This window comes from Bradyrhizobium sp. B120 (assembly GCF_049075665.1).
Classification (GTDB): domain Bacteria; phylum Pseudomonadota; class Alphaproteobacteria; order Rhizobiales; family Xanthobacteraceae; genus Bradyrhizobium.
On record NZ_CP185242.1, the window covers coordinates 1,278,364 to 1,297,462 of the forward strand.

The 19,099-nt window shown below is 64.9% G+C and carries 17 protein-coding genes; 13 read left to right on the forward strand and 4 right to left on the reverse strand.

Going from position 1 to position 19,099, the window contains the following annotated elements; genetic code table 11:
- Positions 1-183 precede the first annotated feature (183 nt).
- From ACOIX3_RS06100 to ACOIX3_RS06135, 8 genes are all read left to right on the forward strand, one after another.
- Positions 184-1,029 (forward strand): IclR family transcriptional regulator, encoded by an 846-nt coding sequence (locus ACOIX3_RS06100; protein ID WP_420968888.1) that lies wholly within the window; start codon positions 184-186, stop codon positions 1,027-1,029.
- 154 nt (positions 1,030-1,183) lie between these two features.
- On the forward strand, positions 1,184-1,600 hold the full coding sequence (locus tag ACOIX3_RS06105) for a hypothetical protein (protein ID WP_420968889.1): 417 nt from the start codon (positions 1,184-1,186) through the stop codon (positions 1,598-1,600).
- Positions 1,597-2,457 (forward strand): alpha/beta fold hydrolase, encoded by an 861-nt coding sequence (locus ACOIX3_RS06110; protein WP_420968890.1) that lies wholly within the window; start codon positions 1,597-1,599, stop codon positions 2,455-2,457. The genes ACOIX3_RS06105 and ACOIX3_RS06110 overlap by 4 nt, the downstream gene beginning before the upstream one ends.
- Positions 2,458-2,488: 31 nt before the next feature.
- Positions 2,489-3,406, forward strand: coding sequence for an amino acid ABC transporter substrate-binding protein (locus ACOIX3_RS06115; RefSeq protein ID WP_420968891.1), 918 nt, complete (start codon positions 2,489-2,491; stop codon positions 3,404-3,406).
- Positions 3,407-3,557: 151 nt separating this feature from the next.
- A complete protein-coding gene (locus ACOIX3_RS06120; protein WP_420968892.1) occupies positions 3,558-4,289 on the forward strand; it encodes an amino acid ABC transporter permease in 732 nt (243 codons plus the stop codon).
- 2 nt (positions 4,290-4,291) lie between these two features.
- The gene (locus ACOIX3_RS06125) at positions 4,292-4,984 is read left to right on the forward strand and encodes an amino acid ABC transporter permease (protein WP_420968893.1); all 693 of its coding nucleotides are present in this window, start codon (positions 4,292-4,294) and stop codon (positions 4,982-4,984) included.
- 18 nt (positions 4,985-5,002) lie between these two features.
- On the forward strand, positions 5,003-5,734 hold the full coding sequence (locus tag ACOIX3_RS06130) for an amino acid ABC transporter ATP-binding protein (RefSeq protein ID WP_420968894.1): 732 nt from the start codon (positions 5,003-5,005) through the stop codon (positions 5,732-5,734).
- 204 nt (positions 5,735-5,938) lie between these two features.
- The gene (locus tag ACOIX3_RS06135; RefSeq protein ID WP_420968895.1) at positions 5,939-6,799 is read left to right on the forward strand and encodes a D-amino-acid transaminase; all 861 of its coding nucleotides are present in this window, start codon (positions 5,939-5,941) and stop codon (positions 6,797-6,799) included.
- 157 nt (positions 6,800-6,956) lie between these two features.
- Here the strand turns inward: ACOIX3_RS06135 and ACOIX3_RS06140 are convergent, their stop codons facing one another.
- The 3 genes from ACOIX3_RS06140 to ACOIX3_RS06150 form a co-directional block, all read right to left on the reverse strand.
- Complete coding sequence (locus ACOIX3_RS06140) at positions 6,957-7,415, reverse strand: carboxymuconolactone decarboxylase family protein (protein ID WP_092123976.1); 459 nt, start codon at positions 7,413-7,415, stop codon at positions 6,957-6,959.
- Between the two features lie 35 nt (positions 7,416-7,450).
- Positions 7,451-9,061: an MDR family MFS transporter gene (locus ACOIX3_RS06145; RefSeq protein WP_420968896.1), complete on the reverse strand. Its 1,611-nt coding sequence runs from the start codon at positions 9,059-9,061 to the stop codon at positions 7,451-7,453.
- Between the two features lie 489 nt (positions 9,062-9,550).
- On the reverse strand, positions 9,551-10,699 hold the full coding sequence (locus ACOIX3_RS06150; protein ID WP_420968897.1) for an HlyD family secretion protein: 1,149 nt from the start codon (positions 10,697-10,699) through the stop codon (positions 9,551-9,553).
- A 143-nt stretch (positions 10,700-10,842) separates the two neighbouring features.
- On the opposite strand from ACOIX3_RS06150, the gene ACOIX3_RS06155 reads away from it, so the two are divergent.
- The 4 genes from ACOIX3_RS06155 to mctP all read left to right on the forward strand — a co-directional run bounded on the left by ACOIX3_RS06155 (position 10,843) and on the right by mctP (position 14,922).
- Entirely contained in the window at positions 10,843-11,754 is a 912-nt protein-coding gene (locus ACOIX3_RS06155) for a LysR family transcriptional regulator (RefSeq protein ID WP_420968898.1), read from the forward strand.
- Positions 11,755-12,114: 360 nt separating this feature from the next.
- Positions 12,115-13,086, forward strand: a complete 972-nt coding sequence (locus ACOIX3_RS06160; RefSeq protein WP_420968899.1) for a tripartite tricarboxylate transporter substrate binding protein — start codon at positions 12,115-12,117, stop codon at positions 13,084-13,086.
- A 149-nt stretch (positions 13,087-13,235) separates the two neighbouring features.
- Positions 13,236-13,421 (forward strand): DUF3311 domain-containing protein, encoded by a 186-nt coding sequence (locus tag ACOIX3_RS06165; protein WP_050628491.1) that lies wholly within the window; start codon positions 13,236-13,238, stop codon positions 13,419-13,421.
- 10 nt (positions 13,422-13,431) lie between these two features.
- Positions 13,432-14,922: a monocarboxylate uptake permease MctP gene (mctP, locus tag ACOIX3_RS06170; RefSeq protein WP_420968900.1), complete on the forward strand. Its 1,491-nt coding sequence runs from the start codon at positions 13,432-13,434 to the stop codon at positions 14,920-14,922.
- On the opposite strand, the gene ACOIX3_RS06175 is transcribed toward mctP, so the two are convergent.
- Positions 14,893-18,369 (reverse strand): indolepyruvate ferredoxin oxidoreductase family protein, encoded by a 3,477-nt coding sequence (locus tag ACOIX3_RS06175; RefSeq protein WP_420968901.1) that lies wholly within the window; start codon positions 18,367-18,369, stop codon positions 14,893-14,895. The genes mctP and ACOIX3_RS06175 overlap by 30 nt on opposite strands.
- 156 nt (positions 18,370-18,525) lie before the next feature.
- Between ACOIX3_RS06175 and ACOIX3_RS06180 the strand changes: the two genes are divergently transcribed.
- Entirely contained in the window at positions 18,526-18,981 is a 456-nt protein-coding gene (locus ACOIX3_RS06180; protein ID WP_420968902.1) for an Lrp/AsnC family transcriptional regulator, read from the forward strand.
- Positions 18,982-19,099 lie beyond the last annotated feature (118 nt).

The window sequence follows — 19,099 nt, forward strand, 5'->3', positions numbered from 1 at the left end:
CGTGAAGCGAAATTCAAGTATCCTTGTTGCTGCAAAGCAGCGTAGATAGTCGCAATCAAAGTTTCATCTGACAAAAGTATACGATGTCCGGCGCACGTCATCCGTCTTAGGATGATGTCCGCCGGGCACGTCTCTCGCCGTGCCCGGTTCAGGATTTGGAATTGAGGCAAGGAAGATTAGGGCATGAACGCCTCCACGACTGCGACCGCACGGACCAGCCGCAAGAGGCCGCCGCCGGAGCCGGGCCAACCCGACAAGTTCAACGCGATCCAGAAGGTCTGCGCGATCCTGCGCGTGCTGGCGCAGCGCTCGCCGTTGCGGCTGACCGACATCGCCGACACCACCTCCCTGAACAAGGCGACCGCGCTGCGTATCCTCAACTCGCTGATCGAGGAAGGTTTCGTCAGCCGGCTCGCCGGCGCCAAGACCTATGAACTCGGCCAGGAGGCGCGGGTGATGGCGGTCGGCGCGCGCCGTTCGGTCGACATCGCCGAACTGGCGCAGCCCAGCCTGTTGCGGCTGTCGGAGCGCTCCGCCGACACGGCATTGTTGTCGGTGCGCTCCGGCGTCGAGGCGCTGTATCTGGCGCGCTCGGTCGGCAGCCATCCGTTGCAGCCGAACTATCTGCAGATCGGCAGCCGCCGTCCGCTCGGGGTCGGCGCCGGCGCGCTGGCGCTGTTGGTCTGGCTGCCGGATGCCGAGATCGAGGCCGTGATCGAGGTGATCGTGCCGCGGCTGGCGAAATCGCCGCGCATCACGCCGAAATTCCTGCGCGAGCGGATCGCCGTGGCGCGCAAGGCCGGCCACACCGTGCTGATCGACGCCGCATTCCCCGGCATGGGCGGCGTCGGCGTTCCCGTCCGCGACGACGCCGGCGAGGTGGTCGCCGCGCTCTCGATCGGCGCGGCGTCCGACCGCATCCGCCGCCGCGAAAACGAGCTCGCCGACATGCTGAAGAAGGAAGCCCAGGTGCTGGCCCGCGCGATGGCCCAGGCGCCGAAGGCCGGGCGTCCGGTGAAGGCGGGGTGAGATAGCGCGCGCCTCCGCGCCCTGACCGGCCGGCCGCGTTTGGTCAAGCGTATAATCCAGGGAACCCAAGGGCATCCAAGGGCATCGGCGGCTTGCGGGATCGCGCCCTTCCGGTCATCATGGGGCGTCCGCCGCAGGAAAACTTCCCCGACAGATGACGTTATCGCCCGACGCCACCGACGACGCTGTGACGACGGCGTTTGCCGGCATTCCCGCATTGCTCGACCAGGCACCGCTCTTGGTCTCGCGCGGGCGGCTGCTCGATTGCGACTGCCTGCTCGGCCCTATGGCGCGGCCGTTTCACGCCGCGATCCGCGCCGGCCGCATCGTCGAGCTCATGCCCTCGCCGGTCCTGATGCGCTCATGGCGCTTTGCCTATCGCGCGACGCCGCAGGCCTGGGCCGCCTATTGGCAGGCCGAGCCGAGACCCGGCTGGCACGATCTGCTGGCGCTGACCAAGCGCGGCGAGGCGGTGCTGGAAGGCGATCTGCATCCCTTCATGGTGCACCTGCAATACTTCAAGGACCTGCTGGCGCTGCCGCGGCAGCATTTCGCGGCGGCCGTATCATGAGCGGCGCGATCATGAACGGCCATATCGAGCCGATGGTCGGCCGCTATGTTCACGTCGAGATCGGCGGCGAACTGCACCGGATCTATTTCGAGGAGAACGGCAAGGGCATTCCGCTGGTCTGCCTGCACACCGCGGGATCAGACGCGCGGCAGTGGCGGCATCTGCTCGCAGATAGCGCGTTTGCCGAAAATTTCCGCGTCATTGCCTTCGATATGCCCTGGCATGGCAAGTCGAATCCGCCGAAAAGCTGGACCGGCGATGAATACCAACTCACCACCAACAGCTACACCGAGACCATCCGCGCCTTCTGCCGCGCATTGCGGTTGGAGAAGCCTGTCGTGATGGGCTGCTCGATCGGCGGCCGCATCGTGCTCAACCTTGCGATCGAACATGCCGCCGAGTTTCGCGCGCTGATCGGGCTGGAGGCCGCCGATTTCCAGACGCCGTGGTACGACACCGACTGGCTCAATCGGGCGGACGTTCACGGCGGCGAGGTTTGCGCCGCGCTGGTGTCGGGGCTGATCGCGCCGCAGAGCCCGGCGCCTGCGCGGATGGAAACGCTGTGGGCCTACAAGCAGGGCGGCCCCGGCGTGTTCAAGGGCGACCTATATTTCTACCGTGTCGACGGCGACCTGCGCGGCCGGGTCGCGTCAATCGATACTAAAGTATGCAAGCTCTATCTCCTCACGGGCGAGTATGATTTCTCCTGCACGCCTGAGGACACGAGGCGGACGGCAGCGGCAATAGGGGGCGCCAGCGTCACGATCATGGAAGAGCTCGGTCATTTTCCGATGAGCGAGAATCCGGACCAGTTTCGCCGCTACATCGCACCCGTCCTCGCCGACATTCTCACGTAGTAAATCGACCTTTCCACGAAGGAGTAGACGTATGACATCCAAATATCTGATCGGCCTCGCGCTCGCCGCCGCGCTCGGCGCGAGCCAGGCGCAGGCCGAGGAGCTGACGGGAACCCTGAAGAACATCAAGGACACCGGCGCGATCACGCTCGGCTACCGCGATTCCTCGATCCCGTTCTCCTATCTCGACGACAACCAGAAGCCCGTCGGCTACGCGATGGACATCTGCTACAAGATCGTCGATGCCATCAAGAAGGAGCTGAAGCTCGACAAGCTCGAGGTCAAGCTCAACCCGGTGACCTCGGCGACGCGTATTCCGCTGATGGCCAACGGCACCGTCGACCTCGAATGCGGCTCGACCACCAACAATGCCGAGCGCCAGAAGCAGGTCTCCTTCACCAACTCCCACTTCCTGACCGCGAGCCGCTACGTCACGAAGAAGGCGAACAAGATTAACTCGATCGACGACCTCAAGGGCAAGACGGTGGTTTCGACCGCCGGCACCACCAACATCAAGCAGCTCACCGAAGCCAACCTCGCACGCGGGCTGAGCATCAACATCATCCCGGCCAAGGATCACGCCGAGGCCTTCCTGATGGTCGAGACCGACCGCGCGGTCGCCTTCGTGATGGACGACATCCTGCTCGCAAGCCTCGTCGCCGGCTCGAAGTCGCCGGATGACTACGTGATCTCCAAGGACGCGTTCTCCAAGCCGGAGCCGTACGGCATCATGCTGCGCAAGGATGACGCGCCGTTCAAGAAGGTCGTCGACGCCGCCACCGCGGCGCTCTACACCAGCGCCGAGGGCCAGAAGATCTACGACAAGTGGTTCAATCAGAAGATCCCGCCGAAGGGCCTGAACCTCAACGTGCCGCTCGGGCCGGAGATGAAGAAGCAGCTTGCGAAGCCGTCGGATTCACCCGATCCGGATGCGTATCTGGTGAACTGATCGCAGTGCTGCGCATGACCCGTCGCCGTCGGCGGCGGGTCTTGAAAGTTAGCATGTCCGGCCATTTTGGAGGAAAATGGCCGGACATTTGCATAGACGCCGCCCGTGATGTCGGCGTAATGCGTGATCGGCGCGAGAGCGCGGGGGACCCGTGAACTATAATTGGAACTGGCACATCTTTCTTGAGCCGAACCCGATGGGGACCGGCACCTATCTCGACCTGTTGCTGGCGGGACTGGTGGTCACCATCAAGGTGTCGGTGCTCGCCTGGATCATCGCGCTGGTCTCCGGCACGGTGATCGGCGTGCTGCGCACGCTGCCGTCGCGGACGGCGTCGTGGATCGGCTTCTGCTGGGTCGAGTTCTTCCGCAACATGCCGCTGCTGGTGCAGCTCTTCCTGTGGTTCTTCGTGCTGCCCGAGCTGCTGCCGAAATCCGCCGGGCTGTGGCTGAAGCAGTTGCCGAACGCGCCGTTCTGGACCGCCGCGGTCGGCGTCGGCCTCTTCATGTCGGCGCGCGTCGCCGTGCAATTGCAGGCCGGCATCGGCTCGCTGCCGCGTGGCCAGAAGCAGGCCTCGACCGCGCTCGGCCTCACCACGGTGCAGACCTATCGCTACGTGCTGCTGCCGATGGCGTTCCGCATCATCCTGCCGCCGCTGACCTCCGAATTCCTCAACACCATCAAGAACAGCGCCGTCGCCATCACCATCGGCCTGATCGAATTGACCGGCCAGGCGCGCTCGATGCAGGAGTTCTCGTTCCAGGTGTTCGAGGCGTTCACCGCGGCGACCGTGCTCTATCTTCTCCTCAATTTCGTCGTGGTCACCGCGATGCGCTTCCTCGAGCGCTATGTCGCGGTCCCCGGCTACATCACGGGCAAATGACGATGCTCGGCAATCTCGATTTCGACGTCATCCGCCGCTCGCTGCCCTATCTGTTCTTCGAGGGGATGCGCTTCACGCTGACCTTGACGGCGCTCGCGGCGTTCGGCGGCCTCGTGTTCGGCACCCTGATCGCCCTGATGCGGTTGTCGAGCTACAAGGTGCTCGGGCGCATCGCGGGCTTCTATGTCGACTTCATCCGCTCGCTGCCGCTGGTGCTGGTGATCTTCTGGTTCTACTTCCTGGTGCCTTACATCGGGCAGTGGCTGACCGGCGCGTCGCGGCCGATCTCGGTCGGCGCCTTCGCCTCTTCGCTGATCACCTTCGTCGCATTCGAGGCGGCGTATTTCTCCGAGATCATGCGCGCCGGCATCCAGTCGATCTCGAAGGGCCAGCCGGCCGCGGCCAGCGCGCTCGGCCTGACCTACGCGCAGTCGATGCGCTACATCGTGCTGCCGCAGGCGTTCCGCAACATGCTGCCGGTGCTGCTGACGCAGACCATCGTGCTGTTCCAGGACACCTCGCTGGTCTACGTGCTGTCGATCCCGGATTTCCTCGGCGCCGCCAGCAAGGTCGCACAGCGCGACGGCCGCCTGGTCGAAATGTACCTGTTTGCCGCGCTGGTCTACTTCGTCATCTCCTGTGTCGCGTCCTTTGGCGTGCGCCGCCTGCAGGCGCGGATCGCCATTGTTCGCTGAACAACAAGCTGAGCCATCATGATCGAGATCAATCACGTCAATAAATGGTACGGGCCGACCTTCCAGGTGCTGAAGGACTGCACCACCAGCGTCGCCAAGGGCGAGGTGGTCGTGGTCTGCGGCCCGTCCGGCTCGGGCAAGTCGACCCTGATCAAATGCGTCAACGCGCTGGAGCCGATCCAGGACGGCGTCATCACGCTCGACGGTATCAAGGTCAACGATCCCAAAACCGATCTGCCGAAGCTGCGCTCCCGTGTCGGCATGGTGTTCCAGCACTTCGAGCTGTTTCCGCATCTGCGCATCATCGACAATCTCCGCCTCGCGCAGGAGAAGGTGCTGGGGCGCAAGCATGACGATGCCACCGCCAAGGGCATGAAGCTGCTGGAGCGCGTCGGGCTGACGGATCACGCCAAGAAGTTTCCCGCCGAATTGTCCGGCGGTCAGCAGCAGCGCGTCGCGATTGCCCGCGCGCTGGCGATGGACCCGATCGCGATGCTGTTCGATGAGCCGACCTCGGCGCTCGACCCGGAAATGATCAGCGAGGTGCTCGACGTCATGGTCGACCTCGCCCGCGAGGGCATGACCATGATGGTGGTCACCCACGAGATGGGCTTTGCCAACAAGGTCGCCGACCGCGTCATCTTCATGGACCGCGGCGAGATCGTCGAGGACGCCAAGAAGGCCGATTTCTTCGGCACGCCGCGCAGCGACCGCGCGCAGAAGTTCCTGTCGAAGATATTGCAGCACTGAGGCGGGGGCGCTGACCTTTCCCCTTTCGTCATTCCGGGGCGCCTCGCAGAGGCGAGCCCGGAATCCATAACCACCATCGTGAGTATGGATTCCGGGCTCGCGCCGAGTGGCGTGCCCCGGAATGACGGTGTGGAGGGTTTTCCCCCGTTAACAATTTGCGTATACGAAGGCCTGAAACTCCCCTTCGTCCGCAGGAGAACTCGCGTGGAAAAGATCGCTTACGTCAACGGCTCGTTCGTGCCGCATTCGGAGGCCAAGGTCTCGGTGTTCGACCGCGGATTCCTGTTCGCCGACGGCATCTACGAGGTGGCGGCGGTGCTCGAGGGCAAGCTGATCGACAACGCCTCGCATCTGGCGCGGCTGAAGCGCTCGGTCGGCGAGATCCAGCTGGCGCTCCCCGAGACGCTGGAGCGGATCGAGCAAATCCAGAAGGAGCTGGTCAAGCGCAACGACCTCGTCAACGGCATGGTCTATCTCGAGGTCACCCGCGGCGCCGACAAGGGGCGCGACTTCGCCTTCCCGAAGGCCGACGTCAAGCCGACCCTGGTGATGTTCACCTCGGAAAAGGACATTATCAACGCGCCGTCGGCCAAGGCCGGCATCAACGTGATCACGGTGCCCGACATCCGCTGGGAGCGGCGCGACATCAAGAGCGTGGCGCTGCTGGCGCAGGTGCTGGCCAAGCAGGCCGCGGCCGCGGCCGGCGCCGGCGAAGCCTGGATGATCGAGGACGGCAAGGTCACCGAGGGCGGCTCGTCCTCGTCCTTCATCGTCACCCAGGACGACGTCATCGTGACCCGGCAGAACGGCAACGAGATCCTGCCCGGCTGCACCCGCAAGGCGGTGGTCAAGCTCGCCGAGGAGCGTCAGCTTCGCATCGAGGAGCGCGCCTTTACGGTCGAGGAAGCGCTCACCGCCAAGGAAGCCTTCATCACCAGCGCCTCGGTGTTCGTGCAGGGCGTGGTCGCGATCGACGGCAAGCAGGTCGGAGGCGGCAAGGTCGGCCCGATCACCGACCGCCTGCGCGAGATCTACGTCGAGTTCGCCCGCGCGACGGCGGTGTAAGGCAGTCGCGCGCGAACTCTCCTCTCGTCATTCCCCGGTGCGCAATCGCGCACCTGAGGGCGCGCCGCTTGGCGCGAGCCCGGAATCCATACTCACGATCGTGGTTATGGATTCCGGGCTCATCGCTTCGCGATGCCCCGGAATGACGAAGGAGGAGCTACGCCGCGACCTTCACCTTCACCGGGTGCACCGCGCGGAAGCCGATCGCGATCCGGTTCCAGGCGTTGATGGCGCCGATCAGCGTGGTCAGGTTGACCAGCTCGCTGTCGGTGAACTGCGCGCGCACCGCCTCGTAGTCGGCGTCGGGCGCATGCGTTTCGGATACCAGCGTCAGCGCTTCGGTCCAGGCCAGCGCCGCGCGCTCGCGCTCGCTGTAGAGCGGCGACTCGCGCCAGGCGTTGAGCAGATAGAGCCGCTGCTCGGTCTCGCCGTGCTTGCGGGCGTCCTCGGTGTGCATGTTGATGCAGTAGGCGCAGCCGTTGATCTGCGAGGCGCGGGTCTTGACCAGTTCGATCAGCGATTGCTCAAGGCCGCTCGCGGTGATCTGGCTTTCCACTGCGACCAGCGCTTTGATCGTCTCGGGGGCCGCCTGGTAGAAATTCATGCGGGGCTTCATGGTCGTTCTCCTTGGTTAGGGGTTTGGCAAATAGGTTAGTGCGCACCGCCGCCGCCAGCGAGCTGGCCCGGCTTCTTCAGGAACAGCGCCGCCACCAGCGCCACGATCAGCGCCACGCCGAGCAGATAGAAGGTATCGCTGAAGGCGAGGATGTAGGCCTGCTTCTGCACGACCCTGCCGACCGCCGCGATCGCGCGGTGGGTGGCGTCGGCGTGATCGGCAACGCCGTGGTTCAGGAAATACTGGGTCAATCCCTCAATCCGGGTTCGGGTCGCCTGTTCCAGCATCGAGACCGACTGCATCAGCACATTGGAATGATATTGCTCGCGTTTGGTCAGCAGTGTCTGCAGCGCGGCAATGCCGATGGCGCCGCCGAGGTTGCGCATCATGTTGAACAACGCCGACGCCGATCCGGCATTCTCCGCCTCAATTCCGGCCGTCGCAACCGCCGACAGCGGCGCGAATACCAGCGCCTGACCGACGGCACGGACCACGTTCGGCCAGAGCAGCTGATCGGCCGCATAGTCGTTGGTCATGTAGATGTTCATGAAGTTGGAGCCGGCGAACAGCGCAAATCCGACGCCGATGACGATGCGCGGGTCGAAGCGCCGCATCAGCCGCGGCACCAGCGGGATCAGCGCGAGCTGCGGCAGGCCGGTCCATGCCAGCACCATGCCGATCTGCTCGGCGTTGTAGCCCTGGATGCGCGCCAGATATTGCGGCAGGATGAACACCGAGCCGTACAGCGCGATGCCGAGCAGGAAGTTGGCCAGCATGCCGAAGCCGAAATTGCGGCGGGCGAGCAGGCGCAGATTGAGCAGCGGCTTCTCGACGGTGAATTCGACGACCAGGAAGGCGACCAGCGCCACGGCGGCGATCACCGACAGGCGGACGATAAAGGGCGAGCCGAACCAGTCGTCCTTGTTGCCCTCTTCCAGCACGGTCTGCAGCGCGGCGAGGCCGATCGCCATGGTGATGATGCCGAGCCAGTCGCCCTGGCGGATCAGCGACAGCTTCATCGGGCTCGGATCGAGCGAGACGTACAGCATCGCGATCATCACGGCGCCCGGCACCAGATTGACATAGAAGATGTACTGCCAGCCCCAGTTCTCGGTGAGATAGCCGCCGATGGTCGGGCCGATCGCCGGCGCGAACGTCGCCGACAGCGCGAACAGCGCCAGCCCGATCGGCTGCTTGGCCTTCGGCAGCAGGGTGATGATCAGCGTGAATGCCATCGGGATCAGCACGCCGCCGGTGAAGCCCTGCACGGCGCGCAGCGCGATCATCTGCGGCAGGTCCTGCGCCAGCGCGCAGGCGCCGGAGAACACCAGGAACAGAAACGCATTGGTGAGCAGATAGATGCGCACCGAGAACACCTGCGCGAGCCAGCCGGACAGCGGGATCACCACGATCTCGGCGATCAAATAGGAGGTCGAGATCCAGCCGCCGTCGTCGATGCCCGCGCCGATGCCACCCTGGATGTCGGCAAGCGAGGCGTTGACGATCTGGATGTTGAGCACCGCCATGAAGGCGCCGAGCGTGGCGCCGATCACCGCGATCCAGGTCTTGGTCGGGATCGCCGGCGCAGCAGGCGCTGCGGGCGACGGGAGGGCGACGGCGTTGGCTGTGGGCTGGAGCGCGGTCATCGGGATGGTCCTTGCTTGCCCGCACAACATGGATTAGGCGGCCGGTTTCGATAATCCGGGAAAGACTGAAAGGATTGTCCTGTCGCGTTTGATAATCGACATGGCTGCCACTGCGGCCGCGCGGCTAGGCCCGCGCCCGCGGCCAGCGCACGCTGCATTTGGTCTTCGTGGTGTCGACGAGTGAGGTGAGCACTTCTCTCAGGCTCCCTCTCCCCTTGCGGGAGAGGGTGGGGAGAGGGGTGGCCCCGGGCGCTGACGTCAATTTGCTCGAACTGCTTCAATCCTGCCGACCCGTCACTTGCAGCAGGTGCGCAATCGCGATTCGTCTGATCTCAGCGCAAGCGGCACCCCTCTCCCCAACCCTCCCCCACAAGGGGGAAGGGAGCCCTAGCGCCGGTGCTTACGGCACGAAGAATGGACGTCGACACAACAAAACGCGATCGACCCTTACGGCCGATCGCGTCAAATCAGTCGGAGAATGTTCGAACGCTAGCCGCCGCTCGCCCGCGTCGCCGACGCCAGCCGGCGCTTCTCCTCACGCTCGGCCAGCACGGTCGCCTTGGTGTTGACGGTCGGGATCGCCGACATGCCCGGCCGCAAGAGACCGGTGAGGCTGTGATCGTCGAGCACGATCTTGACCGGCACGCGCTGCACGATCTTGGTGAAATTGCCGGTGGCGTTGTCGGGCGGCAGCAGCGCGAATTCGAGGCCGCTGGCCGGTGACAAGCTGTCGACATGGCCCTTCAGCGTGGTGCCGTGAAAGCTGTCGACGGTGAGCTCGACCGGCTGGCCATTGCGCACGTGGGTCAGCTGGGTCTCCTTGAAATTGGCGACCACATAGACCGCATCGAGCGGCACCACCGCCATCAGCTGGGTGCCGGCCTGCACGTATTGGCCGACGCGCAGCGTGCGGGCGCCGACCGTGCCGTCGACCGGCGCGGTGATCCGTGCGTAGGACAGGTTCAGCTCGGCCTGCTGCTCGACCGCGCGGGCCCGGTCGGCCTGCGCGACAGCCTGGGCCCGCTGCGTGGTCAGCACGTCGACCTTGCGCTGCGCCGCCGACAGCGCCGACTTGGCGTGCTGCCACTGCGCCGTGTTGCTGCGCAGCGCCGCGTCGGTCTGCTGCGCGCGTTGAATGGTGCCGGAGCCGGACTTCATCAGGCCGTCGTAACGGCTCTGCTCCTCCTGGGCGAATTTCAGATTGGCCTCGGCGGCGGTGACGTCGGCTGTGCTCTGGTCGATGATCGGCTGCTGCAATTCGAGCTGGGCATCGAGGTTGCGCACCGAGGCGTCGGCAGCGTCGACATCGGCCTTGGCCTGGCCGAGCGCCGTGCGGTAGTCGCGGTCGTCGATCTCGGCCAGCAGCTGGCCGGCCTTCACCGGCTGGTTGTCGGTGACCAGCACGCGGGCGATGTAGCCCGACACTTTCGGGGCGATGATCGTGGAGTCCGCCTTCACATAGGCGTCGTCGGTGGATTCGAGATAGCGGCCGGTGGTGAGGTAGTCGTAGCCAAGGTCGCTGGCCACGGCGATTCCGAGCAGGGCGGCGAGCCCAAGGGCTGCCCGCTTGACCGTCCGCCGCGACGGACGGAGGCCGATTTTCGCTGATTCTTCAGGGATATAGGTCGTGGTCGACATGATTGTCTCCTGGCCGAACATTCGCGTCCTTCCAGAAAGGGCGCCGGATACGGCCCCTTAGATGCAATGTCCTCCCCGCTGTGATAATCCCGATAAAACTGGAAGCATTATCAAGCCAGCGCTGATAATCCGGACCTTGTTACATGGATCGCCTGACCAGTTTGACCGCCTTCGTCCGGGTCGTGGATTCCGGCGGCTTTTCCGCCGCCGGCCGCAAGCTCAACATGTCCACCACCATGGTGAGCAACCACGTCCAGTCGCTGGAAGACCGGCTCGGTGCCCGGCTGCTCAACCGCACCACGCGCAAGGTCAGTCTCACCGAGGTCGGCCAGGCCTATTACGAGCGCTGCATCCAGATCCTCGCCGACATCGAGCAGGCCGATGAGGTTGCGGGTGCGCAGCAATCGGTGCCGCGCGGCACGCTGCGCATCTTCACCAACACCCATCTGGTCCAGTTCCTGTCGTCGACGGTCACCGAGTTCCTGGCGACCTATCCCGAGGTCAAGATTGATCTGATGATCGGCGAACGCTCGGCCGACCTGCTCGACGAAAATTTCGATCTCGCCGTGCAGATGATCCAGCCGCGCGATTCCGCGCTGATCGTGCGCCGCATCGCCACCTGGCGACACGTGCTGTGCTGCTCGCACGACTACGCCGAGGCGCACGGCAAGCCGGAGCGGCTCGACGACCTCACGACCCTCAACTGCGTTCGCCATGTCAACTACCCGTTCGGGGACGAGTGGCATTTCGTCGACCGCAAAGGCGCGCCGGCAGCGGTGAAGGTGGCCGGCAATCTCGTCTCCAACAGCGGCGAGACGCTGAAACTCGCGGCGCTCGCCGGCGTCGGCGTGTTCCTCGCGGCGGGCTTCCTGGTCCGGGACGAACTCGAATCGGGGAAGCTGGTTCGGCTGCTGCCCGAATACCGGCCGGTCGAGCTCACCATGAACGCGATCTACCCGCACCGCCATCACCTCTCGGCGAAGGTGCGCGTCTTCATCGACCTGCTGGTGCATCACGCCACCGAGCAGCAGAAGCTGATCAATCCGTATTCGTGATGGGCGATGCAGGCTGCGCAATGGCGCGCATGCTGGCGCTGAGCCGGCTCTGCGCTCCGTTCGTCGTCCCGGCGAAGGCCGGGACCCATACGCCGCGGCGGGTGTTGTGAACGGGGCTCGTCGTTCCACCATCGTGCAACAATGACCAGCTGTGGTTATGGGTCCCGGCCTGCGCCGGGACGACAGTGGGTTTGTTGCACGGCCGGTGCGCCATACATGCGTATTCTCGCGGTCCGCCGCGCCACCTTAAGGATGTCGGGACTGGCAGCGCAGCGCTTCCTTTGCCCGTCATGACCACCCGGCACTCCACGCATGGCGTTCGCGTGTATGAGAAGAACACCTCATCCGCCGGGGCCTGCCATGCCGCTTCGCGTTCTGACCTCCATCCTGTTCGCGATCGCAGCAAATGTGCTGCTGCAGGCGCCCGCGCGCGCCTTCTATCCCGACCATATCGTGAAGATCGTGGTGCCGTTCGCGCCGGGCGGCGGCACCGATGTCGTCGCGCGCACGCTGGCGCAGGAGATGCAGAAGGATCTCGGCGTCACCGTCATCATCGAGAACAAGCCGGGGGCAGGCACCATCATCGGCACGCAGAGCGTCGCCACGAGCCCGGCCGACGGCTACACGCTGCTGATGGCGACCTTCGCCAACGCCGTCAACCCGAGCCTCTACAGCAAGCTGCCCTACGACGCGCATAAGGACTTCGCCCCGGTAGCGCTGGTGGCGCGCTCGTTCAATGTCGTCGTGGTCAATCCTGCTTCGCCGATCAAGTCGATCGCCGATCTGATCGCGGCTGCGAGGGCCGATCCGGAAAAACTGTCCTATGGGACCTATGGCACCGGCACCTCAGCGCATCTGGCCGGCGAATTGTTCAAGCACATGGCTTCCGTCAATCTCACCACCGTGCCCTACAAAGGTGCCGCGCCCGCCATCACCGACTTGATGGGTGGCCAGATCCAGGTGATGTTCACGACGGTCGCAAGCTGCGCGTCGCTGGTTGAGGCCGGGCAGCTGCGCGCGATCGGCGTGACCTCGACCGAGCGTTCGGCGTCATTCCCGCAATTGCCGACGGTGTCCGAAGCCGGTGTGCCGGGCTATTCAGCGGAATCCTGGTACGGCCTTTACGCACCTGCGAACACGCCGCCCGAGATCATCGACCGCCTCAACAAATCGGCAGCCAAGGCCGTGCAGGCGGAGGCCTTCCGGAAGCTCAGCGTCAATGAGGGCCTCGTGATGGTGGCATCGCCCCCGGCCGAGCTCGACCGCTACTTCACGGCTGAGGAGGCCCGTTGGCGCAAGGTGATCCAAGACGCGGGCATCAAGGCGGAGTAGGCTGGGCGCTCGGCACGGCGATCACATCTTTTTGCATCGCCATGCCGCAACCGTGATTCTAGACGCAACAAATGGTTCCTGGGGTCGTTGATGACGGGACGCCGGCAACACCGCCGGTTTTGATCGGACCCCGGGCTGGGGAGTGAGCCATGTGGATTCTGTTGCTGCTGCCGTTCATCGGCTTGCTGTGGGTGCCGTTCTACAATTTCGCCGAGCCGTCGCTGTTCGGCTTTCCCTTCTTCTACTGGTACCAGCTCGCGTGGGTGCCGATCTCCTCGCTGCTGATCTGGCTGGTCTATCGCAGCCGGCGGCCTGATGCCGACGAGCAGCGGTGAGGGGGCAGCCATGACCGATCATATCGCCTGGGTGGCGCTCTCCGTCTTCATCTTCTTCTTCGCCCTCGTCACCGTGATGGGCTTCTTCGCCGCGCGCTGGAAGTCCGGCCCGGTCAGCGAGCATCTCGACGAATGGGGTCTCGGCGGCCGCCAGTTCGGCACCTGGATCACCTGGTTCCTGGTCGGCGGCGATTTCTACACCGCCTACACCGTGATCGCGGTGCCGGCGCTGGTCTACGCAGTCGGCGCCTACGGCTTCTTCGCGCTGCCCTACACCATCATCGTCTATCCCTTCGTATTCGCGGTGATGCCGGTGCTGTGGAAGAAAGCGCACGCCAATGGCTACGTCACCGCGGCGGATGTCGTCCATGGCGCTTATGGCTCGCGCAGCCTCGAGCTCGCGGTGGCGCTGACTGGCCTCGTCGCGACCATGCCCTATATCGCGTTGCAGCTGATCGGCATGGAGGTCGTGATCAAGGCGATGGGCCTGACCGGCGAACTGCCGATCATCGCCGCCTTCGTGATCCTTGCGCTCTATACCTATAGCTCCGGCCTGCGTGCGCCGGCGCTGATCGCCTTCGTCAAGGACATCATGATCTACATCGTGGTGCTGACGGCCGTGGTCGTGGTGCCCTCCAAGCTCGGCGGCTATGCGGCAGTGTTCTCTGCCGCCAACGACGCCTTCACGGCGAAGGGCGGCGCTACCGGGTTGACGCTGAAGCCCGCTCAGTATCTGCCCTATGCGACGCTGGCGCTCGGCTCGGCGCTCGCCGCCTTCATGTATCCGCACACGCTGACCGGCATCTTCGCCTCGAAGTCGGCGGATACCATCCGCAAGAATGCGATCCTGCTGCCGGCCTACACGCTCTTGCTCGGCCTGATCGCGTTGCTCGGCTACATGGCCTATGCCGCCGGCATCAAGGTGACGTCGCCGAACGACGTGGTGCCGCTGCTGTTCAAGACACTGTTCCCGGAGTGGTTTGCGGGCTTCGCGTTCTCGGCGATCGCGATCGGCGCGCTGGTGCCGGCGGCGGTGATGAGCATCGGCGCCGCCAATCTGTTCACCCGCAATGTCTGGAAGTCCTATGTCAATCCGGACATCTCGCATGCCGGTGAGGCGTCGGTGGCGAAGATCACCTCGCTGGTGGTGAAGGTCGGTGCGCTCGCCTTCATCCTGTTCCTGCCGACGCAATATGCGCTCGACCTGCAACTGCTCGGCGGCCTCTGGATCGTGCAGACGCTGCCGGCGCTGGTGTTCGGCCTGTTCACCGTCTGGTTCCGCGCCGAAGCGCTATTGCTCGGCTGGGCGGTCGGCATCGGCTGGGGCACCTACACGGCATGGAGCAACGGCTTGAAGCCGCTCGCCAGCATCTCGCTTGGCGATTCCAGCTACACCTTCTATGTCGGTCTCGGCGCGCTCTTGCTCAACATCGTGGTGGCGGTGCTTGCGACCGTGGTGGTCGGATTGATCTCACCCGCCAAGCGCGGCGCGGCGGCCTGAGCCGTCGCCTGAATCTGACGGGGCGGAGGTGAGAAGCGCGGTCAGCCGCGCCACCTCCGCCCTGGTCTTCTCGATCGCTGCGTCCTTCACCGGTCCATAGCCGCGGATTTCCATCGGCGCTTTTGCGATTGCTGTGAGATCGGGCAGCGGTGCGGCATCGAGCTTGCCGAGCATGGTCTCGATCACCGCCTCGTACCAGGTGATCAGCTCGCGCTCGGCGCGACGCTCCGCGGTGTAGCCGAATACGTCGAACGGCGTGCCGCGCAACCTCTTGAGCCGCGCCAGCAAGCGGAACGGCGTCTGGATCCATTGCCCGAACGCGCGCTTGCGTGGCCGGCCGCGCGCGTCGCGCCGTGCCGGCAACAGCGGCGGCGCGAGATGGTACTGCACCGTGAAGTCGCCATCGAATTCGCGCTTGAGGGTCTCGAGGAAGCCGGTCTGCATATGCAGCCGCGCCACCTCATACTCGTCCTTGTAGGCCATCAGCTTGAACAGCGAGCGGGCGACGGCGTCGGTCAATGTCTCGCTGCCGAGCGCGGCCTCGGCGCGGCGGACGCGGTCGACCGTGGCGCGGTAGCGCGCGGCATAGGCTGCGTCCTGATAGTCACGAAGGAAGTCGCCGCGGCGCGCGATCATCTGCTCCAGCGTCTCGGGCACATTGGCCGCCGTGTCGTCGGCCTTAGGCAAAAACTCCGGATCGGCAAAGGCGAGCCGGCCCCAGGCCAGCGCCTGCTTGTTGCGCTCGACCGCGACGCCGTTCAATTCGATCGCGCGCGTCAGTGCGCCGAGCGACACCGGCACCAGGCCCTGCTGCCAGGCAAAACCGAGCAGCATGATGTTGGCGTAGACGCTGTCGCCGAGCAGCCGCTCGGCCAGTGCATTGGCGTCCATCGCGGTGAGGTTGCCTGTTCCGATCACCCGCTCGATGGCGCGGAGGCGAACCGGCGAGGCGAGGTCGGCATCACGAAAGCGAACCACGTCGCCGGTCGGCATCTCAGCGATGTTGACCGCGGCGCGCATGCCCTTGCGATAGGTGCCGGAGGCCTTCGCCGACGAGCTCACCACGAGGTCGCAGCCGATCAGCGCGTCGGCCGAGCCCTGGTCGATCCGCACCTGATGCAGCGCCTCGGGCAGAGCCGCGAGCCGCAGATAGCTCAGAACGGGACCGAATTTCTGCGCGAAGCCGGTGAAGTCGAGCACCGAGACGCCGCGGCCCTCGAGATGTGCGGCCATCGCGATGAGCGCGCCGACCGTGATGACGCCGGTACCGCCGACGCCAGTCACCAGCAGGTCGTAGGGCTTGTCCAGTGCCGCCAGCTCCGGCGCCGGAAGTGCCGCGGCGCGCGCCAGCGGATCGATCGCGCTTGCGCCCTTCGCCCGCCGCTTGCCGCCCTCGATGGTGACGAAGCTCGGGCAGAAGCCGTTGAGGCAGGAAAAATCCTTGTTGCAGGTCGAGAGGTTGATCTTGCGCTTGCGGCCGAACGGCGTCTCCTTCGGCTCGACGCTGAGGCAGTTGGATTCCACCGAGCAGTCGCCGCAGCCTTCGCAGACGAGGTCGTTGATGTAGGCGAAACGCGCCGGATCCTTGATCGTGCCGCGCTTGCGCCGCCGCCGCTTCTCGGTGGCGCAGGTCTGCTGATAGATCAGCACGGTGACGCCGGGAATTTCGCGCAGCTCGCGCTGCACGGCGTCCATCTCCTCGCGCGGATGGATGGTGACGCCGGCGGGCAAATCCGCCGGTGAGAACTGCGCAGGATCATCCGACACCAGCGCGATCCGCGCGACGCCCTCGGCGCGGACAGAGTGCGCGATCGCCTGCACGCTGACCGGGCCGTCCACCGGCTGGCCTCCGGTCATCGCCACCGCGTCATTGAACAGGATCTTGTAGGTGATGTTGGCCTTGGCGGCGATCGCCTGGCGGATCGCCATCGAGCCGGAGTGATAGTAGGTGCCTTCGCCGAGATTCTGGAACACATGGCTGTTGCCGGTGAATCTTGACGAGGCCGCCCAGTTGACGCCTTCGCCGCCCATCTGGATCAGCGACGAGGTCTCGCGGTCCATCCAGCTCGCCATGAAGTGGCAGCCGATGCCGGCCAGCGCCTTGGAGCCCTCGGGTACCTTGGTCGATGTGTTGTGCGGGCAGCCCGAACAGAAATACGGCGTGCGCGTCGCGCCCGGCACTGCGATCATGCGGTCCTGCTCCGGCCGGAGCGCGGCGACGCGGCGCGCGAGCTGCAATTCCGGAAACATCGGATCGAGCCGCCGCGCCAGCACATCGGCCAGCATCAGCGGCGACAATTCGCCGGTCCAGGAGATCAGCCGCGCGCCGGTTTCGTCATGCTTGCCGACCATCCGTTCCGGCTTGGAGCCGGGATAGTCGTAGAAATACTCCTTGAACTGGCTCTCGATGATGCCGCGCTTCTCCTCGACCACGAGGATCTCGCGCTTGCCCTTCACGAACTCCATCGCGTCGTGCAGCGCCAGCGGCCACACCATGCCGACCTTGTAGATGTCGATGCCGAAGCGGCGGCATGCGGCTTCATCCAGCCCGACCAGCCGCAGCGCCTCCATCAGATCGAGATGCGCCTTGCCCGTGGTGACGATGCCGTAGGTCGCGTCCTTGATGTCGTAGATGTGGCGGTCGATCGGATTGGCTTTCGCAAACGCATAGACCGCGTGCTTCTTGGCCTCCAGCCGCTCCTCGATCTGCGGGCCCGGCAGATCGGGCCAGCGATAATGCAGGCCGCCGGGCGGCGGCACGAAATCCGGCTGCGCGAACACCCGCGGCGGCGCAAGCTCGACCGAGGCGCCGGACTCGACGATCTCCGAGATCGCCTTGAAGCCAACCCACATGCCGGAAAATCGACTGAGCGCGTAGCCATATTCGCCGAATGCGAGATATTCGCCGACATCGGCCGGATGCAGCGTCGGCATGAACCAGCTCATGAAGGCGACGTCGGATTGGTGCGGCATCGAGGACGACACGCAGCCATGATCGTCGCCGGCAACGACCAGCACGCCGCCATGCGGCGAGGAGCCATAGGCATTGCCGTGCTTCAGCGCATCGCCGGAACGATCGACGCCGGGGCCCTTGCCGTACCACAGCCCGAATACGCCATCGACCTTTCGATCCCTCTGCGTCTCGACCTGCTGCGAGCCGAGCACGGCGGTCGCGGCGAGGTCCTCGTTCACCGCGGGCAGGAATTCGATGCGGCTTTCCTTCAGCTGCTCGCCGATCTTCCACAGTTCGAGATCGACGCCGCCGAGCGGCGAGCCGCGATAGCCGGAGATGAAGCCCGCGGTGTTGAGGCCGCTCGCGCGGTCGCGCCGGATCTGGTCGAGCGCGATACGCACGATCGCCTGCGTGCCGGTGAGGAAGACGCGGCCACGCTCGCGGCTGTAGCGCTCGGACAGCTGGTAGGCGTCGAGCAACGGCATCTGGCCCATGACTGACCCCTCCGGGAATCGCAATGTCTGACCGGACAAGGCTACGCCTGAGGGGGTGGTAGGTCTTACCTATCTGTTCGGCCAACGGACCATAATCGGTATATGATTGCTGAAGGATCCGCAATTTGGTAAAATCTACCAAATTGAGGTCGCGCAATGGTCGAAGAACAAGACGAGAAAATTCTCGCCGAACTGCAGAAGGACGGCCGCGCCACCAACCAGCAGCTCGCGGAAACCGTGGGGATGTCGACGTCGGCGTGCTGGCGGCGGGTCCGCGCGCTGGAGGAGGCCGGCGTCATCTCGGGCTATTCGGCGCTCGTCGCGCGCGAGCACGCCGGCTTTGCGACCTCGGCGATCCTGCACGTCTCGCTGGAGCGGCACGACACGAAATTCGTCGACGAGTTCGTCGCGCGGGTGATGCAGCGCCGCGAGGTGCTGGAATGCTTCGCTACAACAGGCGATGCCGATTATCATCTGCGCGTCGTGGTGCGCGACATGGACGCCTACAATAGATTCTTGGACGAGTTCATGTTCCGCATCCCCGGCATCCGCCACGTCCGCACCAACGTGATCCTGAAGGAGATCAAAACCGGCGTGGCGCTGCCGTTTTAGCTTGTCATTCCGGGGCGCGCGAAGCACGAGCCCGGAATCCATTCCTCCACAAGCTATGCGGCTCGATGGATTCCGGGCTCGCCGCTTCGCGTCGCCCCGGAATGACGAGGGGAGAGGG

Excerpts from the sequence above, each read along its gene's own strand:
- mctP (WP_420968900.1), top strand. The coding sequence starts at position 13,432 with ATGACCGATCATATCGCCTGGGTGGCGCTCTCCGTCTTCATCTTCTTC.
- ACOIX3_RS06155 (WP_420968898.1), top strand. The coding sequence starts at position 10,843 with ATGGATCGCCTGACCAGTTTGACCGCCTTCGTCCGGGTCGTGGATTCC.
- ACOIX3_RS06115 (WP_420968891.1), top strand. The coding sequence starts at position 2,489 with ATGACATCCAAATATCTGATCGGCCTCGCGCTCGCCGCCGCGCTCGGC.
- ACOIX3_RS06100 (WP_420968888.1), top strand. The coding sequence starts at position 184 with ATGAACGCCTCCACGACTGCGACCGCACGGACCAGCCGCAAGAGGCCG.
- ACOIX3_RS06125 (WP_420968893.1), top strand. The coding sequence starts at position 4,292 with ATGCTCGGCAATCTCGATTTCGACGTCATCCGCCGCTCGCTGCCCTAT.
- ACOIX3_RS06180 (WP_420968902.1), top strand. The coding sequence starts at position 18,526 with ATGGTCGAAGAACAAGACGAGAAAATTCTCGCCGAACTGCAGAAGGAC.
- ACOIX3_RS06160 (WP_420968899.1), top strand. The coding sequence starts at position 12,115 with ATGCCGCTTCGCGTTCTGACCTCCATCCTGTTCGCGATCGCAGCAAAT.
- ACOIX3_RS06140 (WP_092123976.1), bottom strand. The coding sequence starts at position 7,415 with ATGAAGCCCCGCATGAATTTCTACCAGGCGGCCCCCGAGACGATCAAA.
- ACOIX3_RS06175 (WP_420968901.1), bottom strand. The coding sequence starts at position 18,369 with ATGGGCCAGATGCCGTTGCTCGACGCCTACCAGCTGTCCGAGCGCTAC.
- ACOIX3_RS06165 (WP_050628491.1), top strand. The coding sequence starts at position 13,236 with ATGTGGATTCTGTTGCTGCTGCCGTTCATCGGCTTGCTGTGGGTGCCG.
- ACOIX3_RS06105 (WP_420968889.1), top strand. The coding sequence starts at position 1,184 with ATGACGTTATCGCCCGACGCCACCGACGACGCTGTGACGACGGCGTTT.
- ACOIX3_RS06110 (WP_420968890.1), top strand. The coding sequence starts at position 1,597 with ATGAGCGGCGCGATCATGAACGGCCATATCGAGCCGATGGTCGGCCGC.
- ACOIX3_RS06130 (WP_420968894.1), top strand. The coding sequence starts at position 5,003 with ATGATCGAGATCAATCACGTCAATAAATGGTACGGGCCGACCTTCCAG.
- ACOIX3_RS06145 (WP_420968896.1), bottom strand. The coding sequence starts at position 9,061 with ATGACCGCGCTCCAGCCCACAGCCAACGCCGTCGCCCTCCCGTCGCCC.
- ACOIX3_RS06150 (WP_420968897.1), bottom strand. The coding sequence starts at position 10,699 with ATGTCGACCACGACCTATATCCCTGAAGAATCAGCGAAAATCGGCCTC.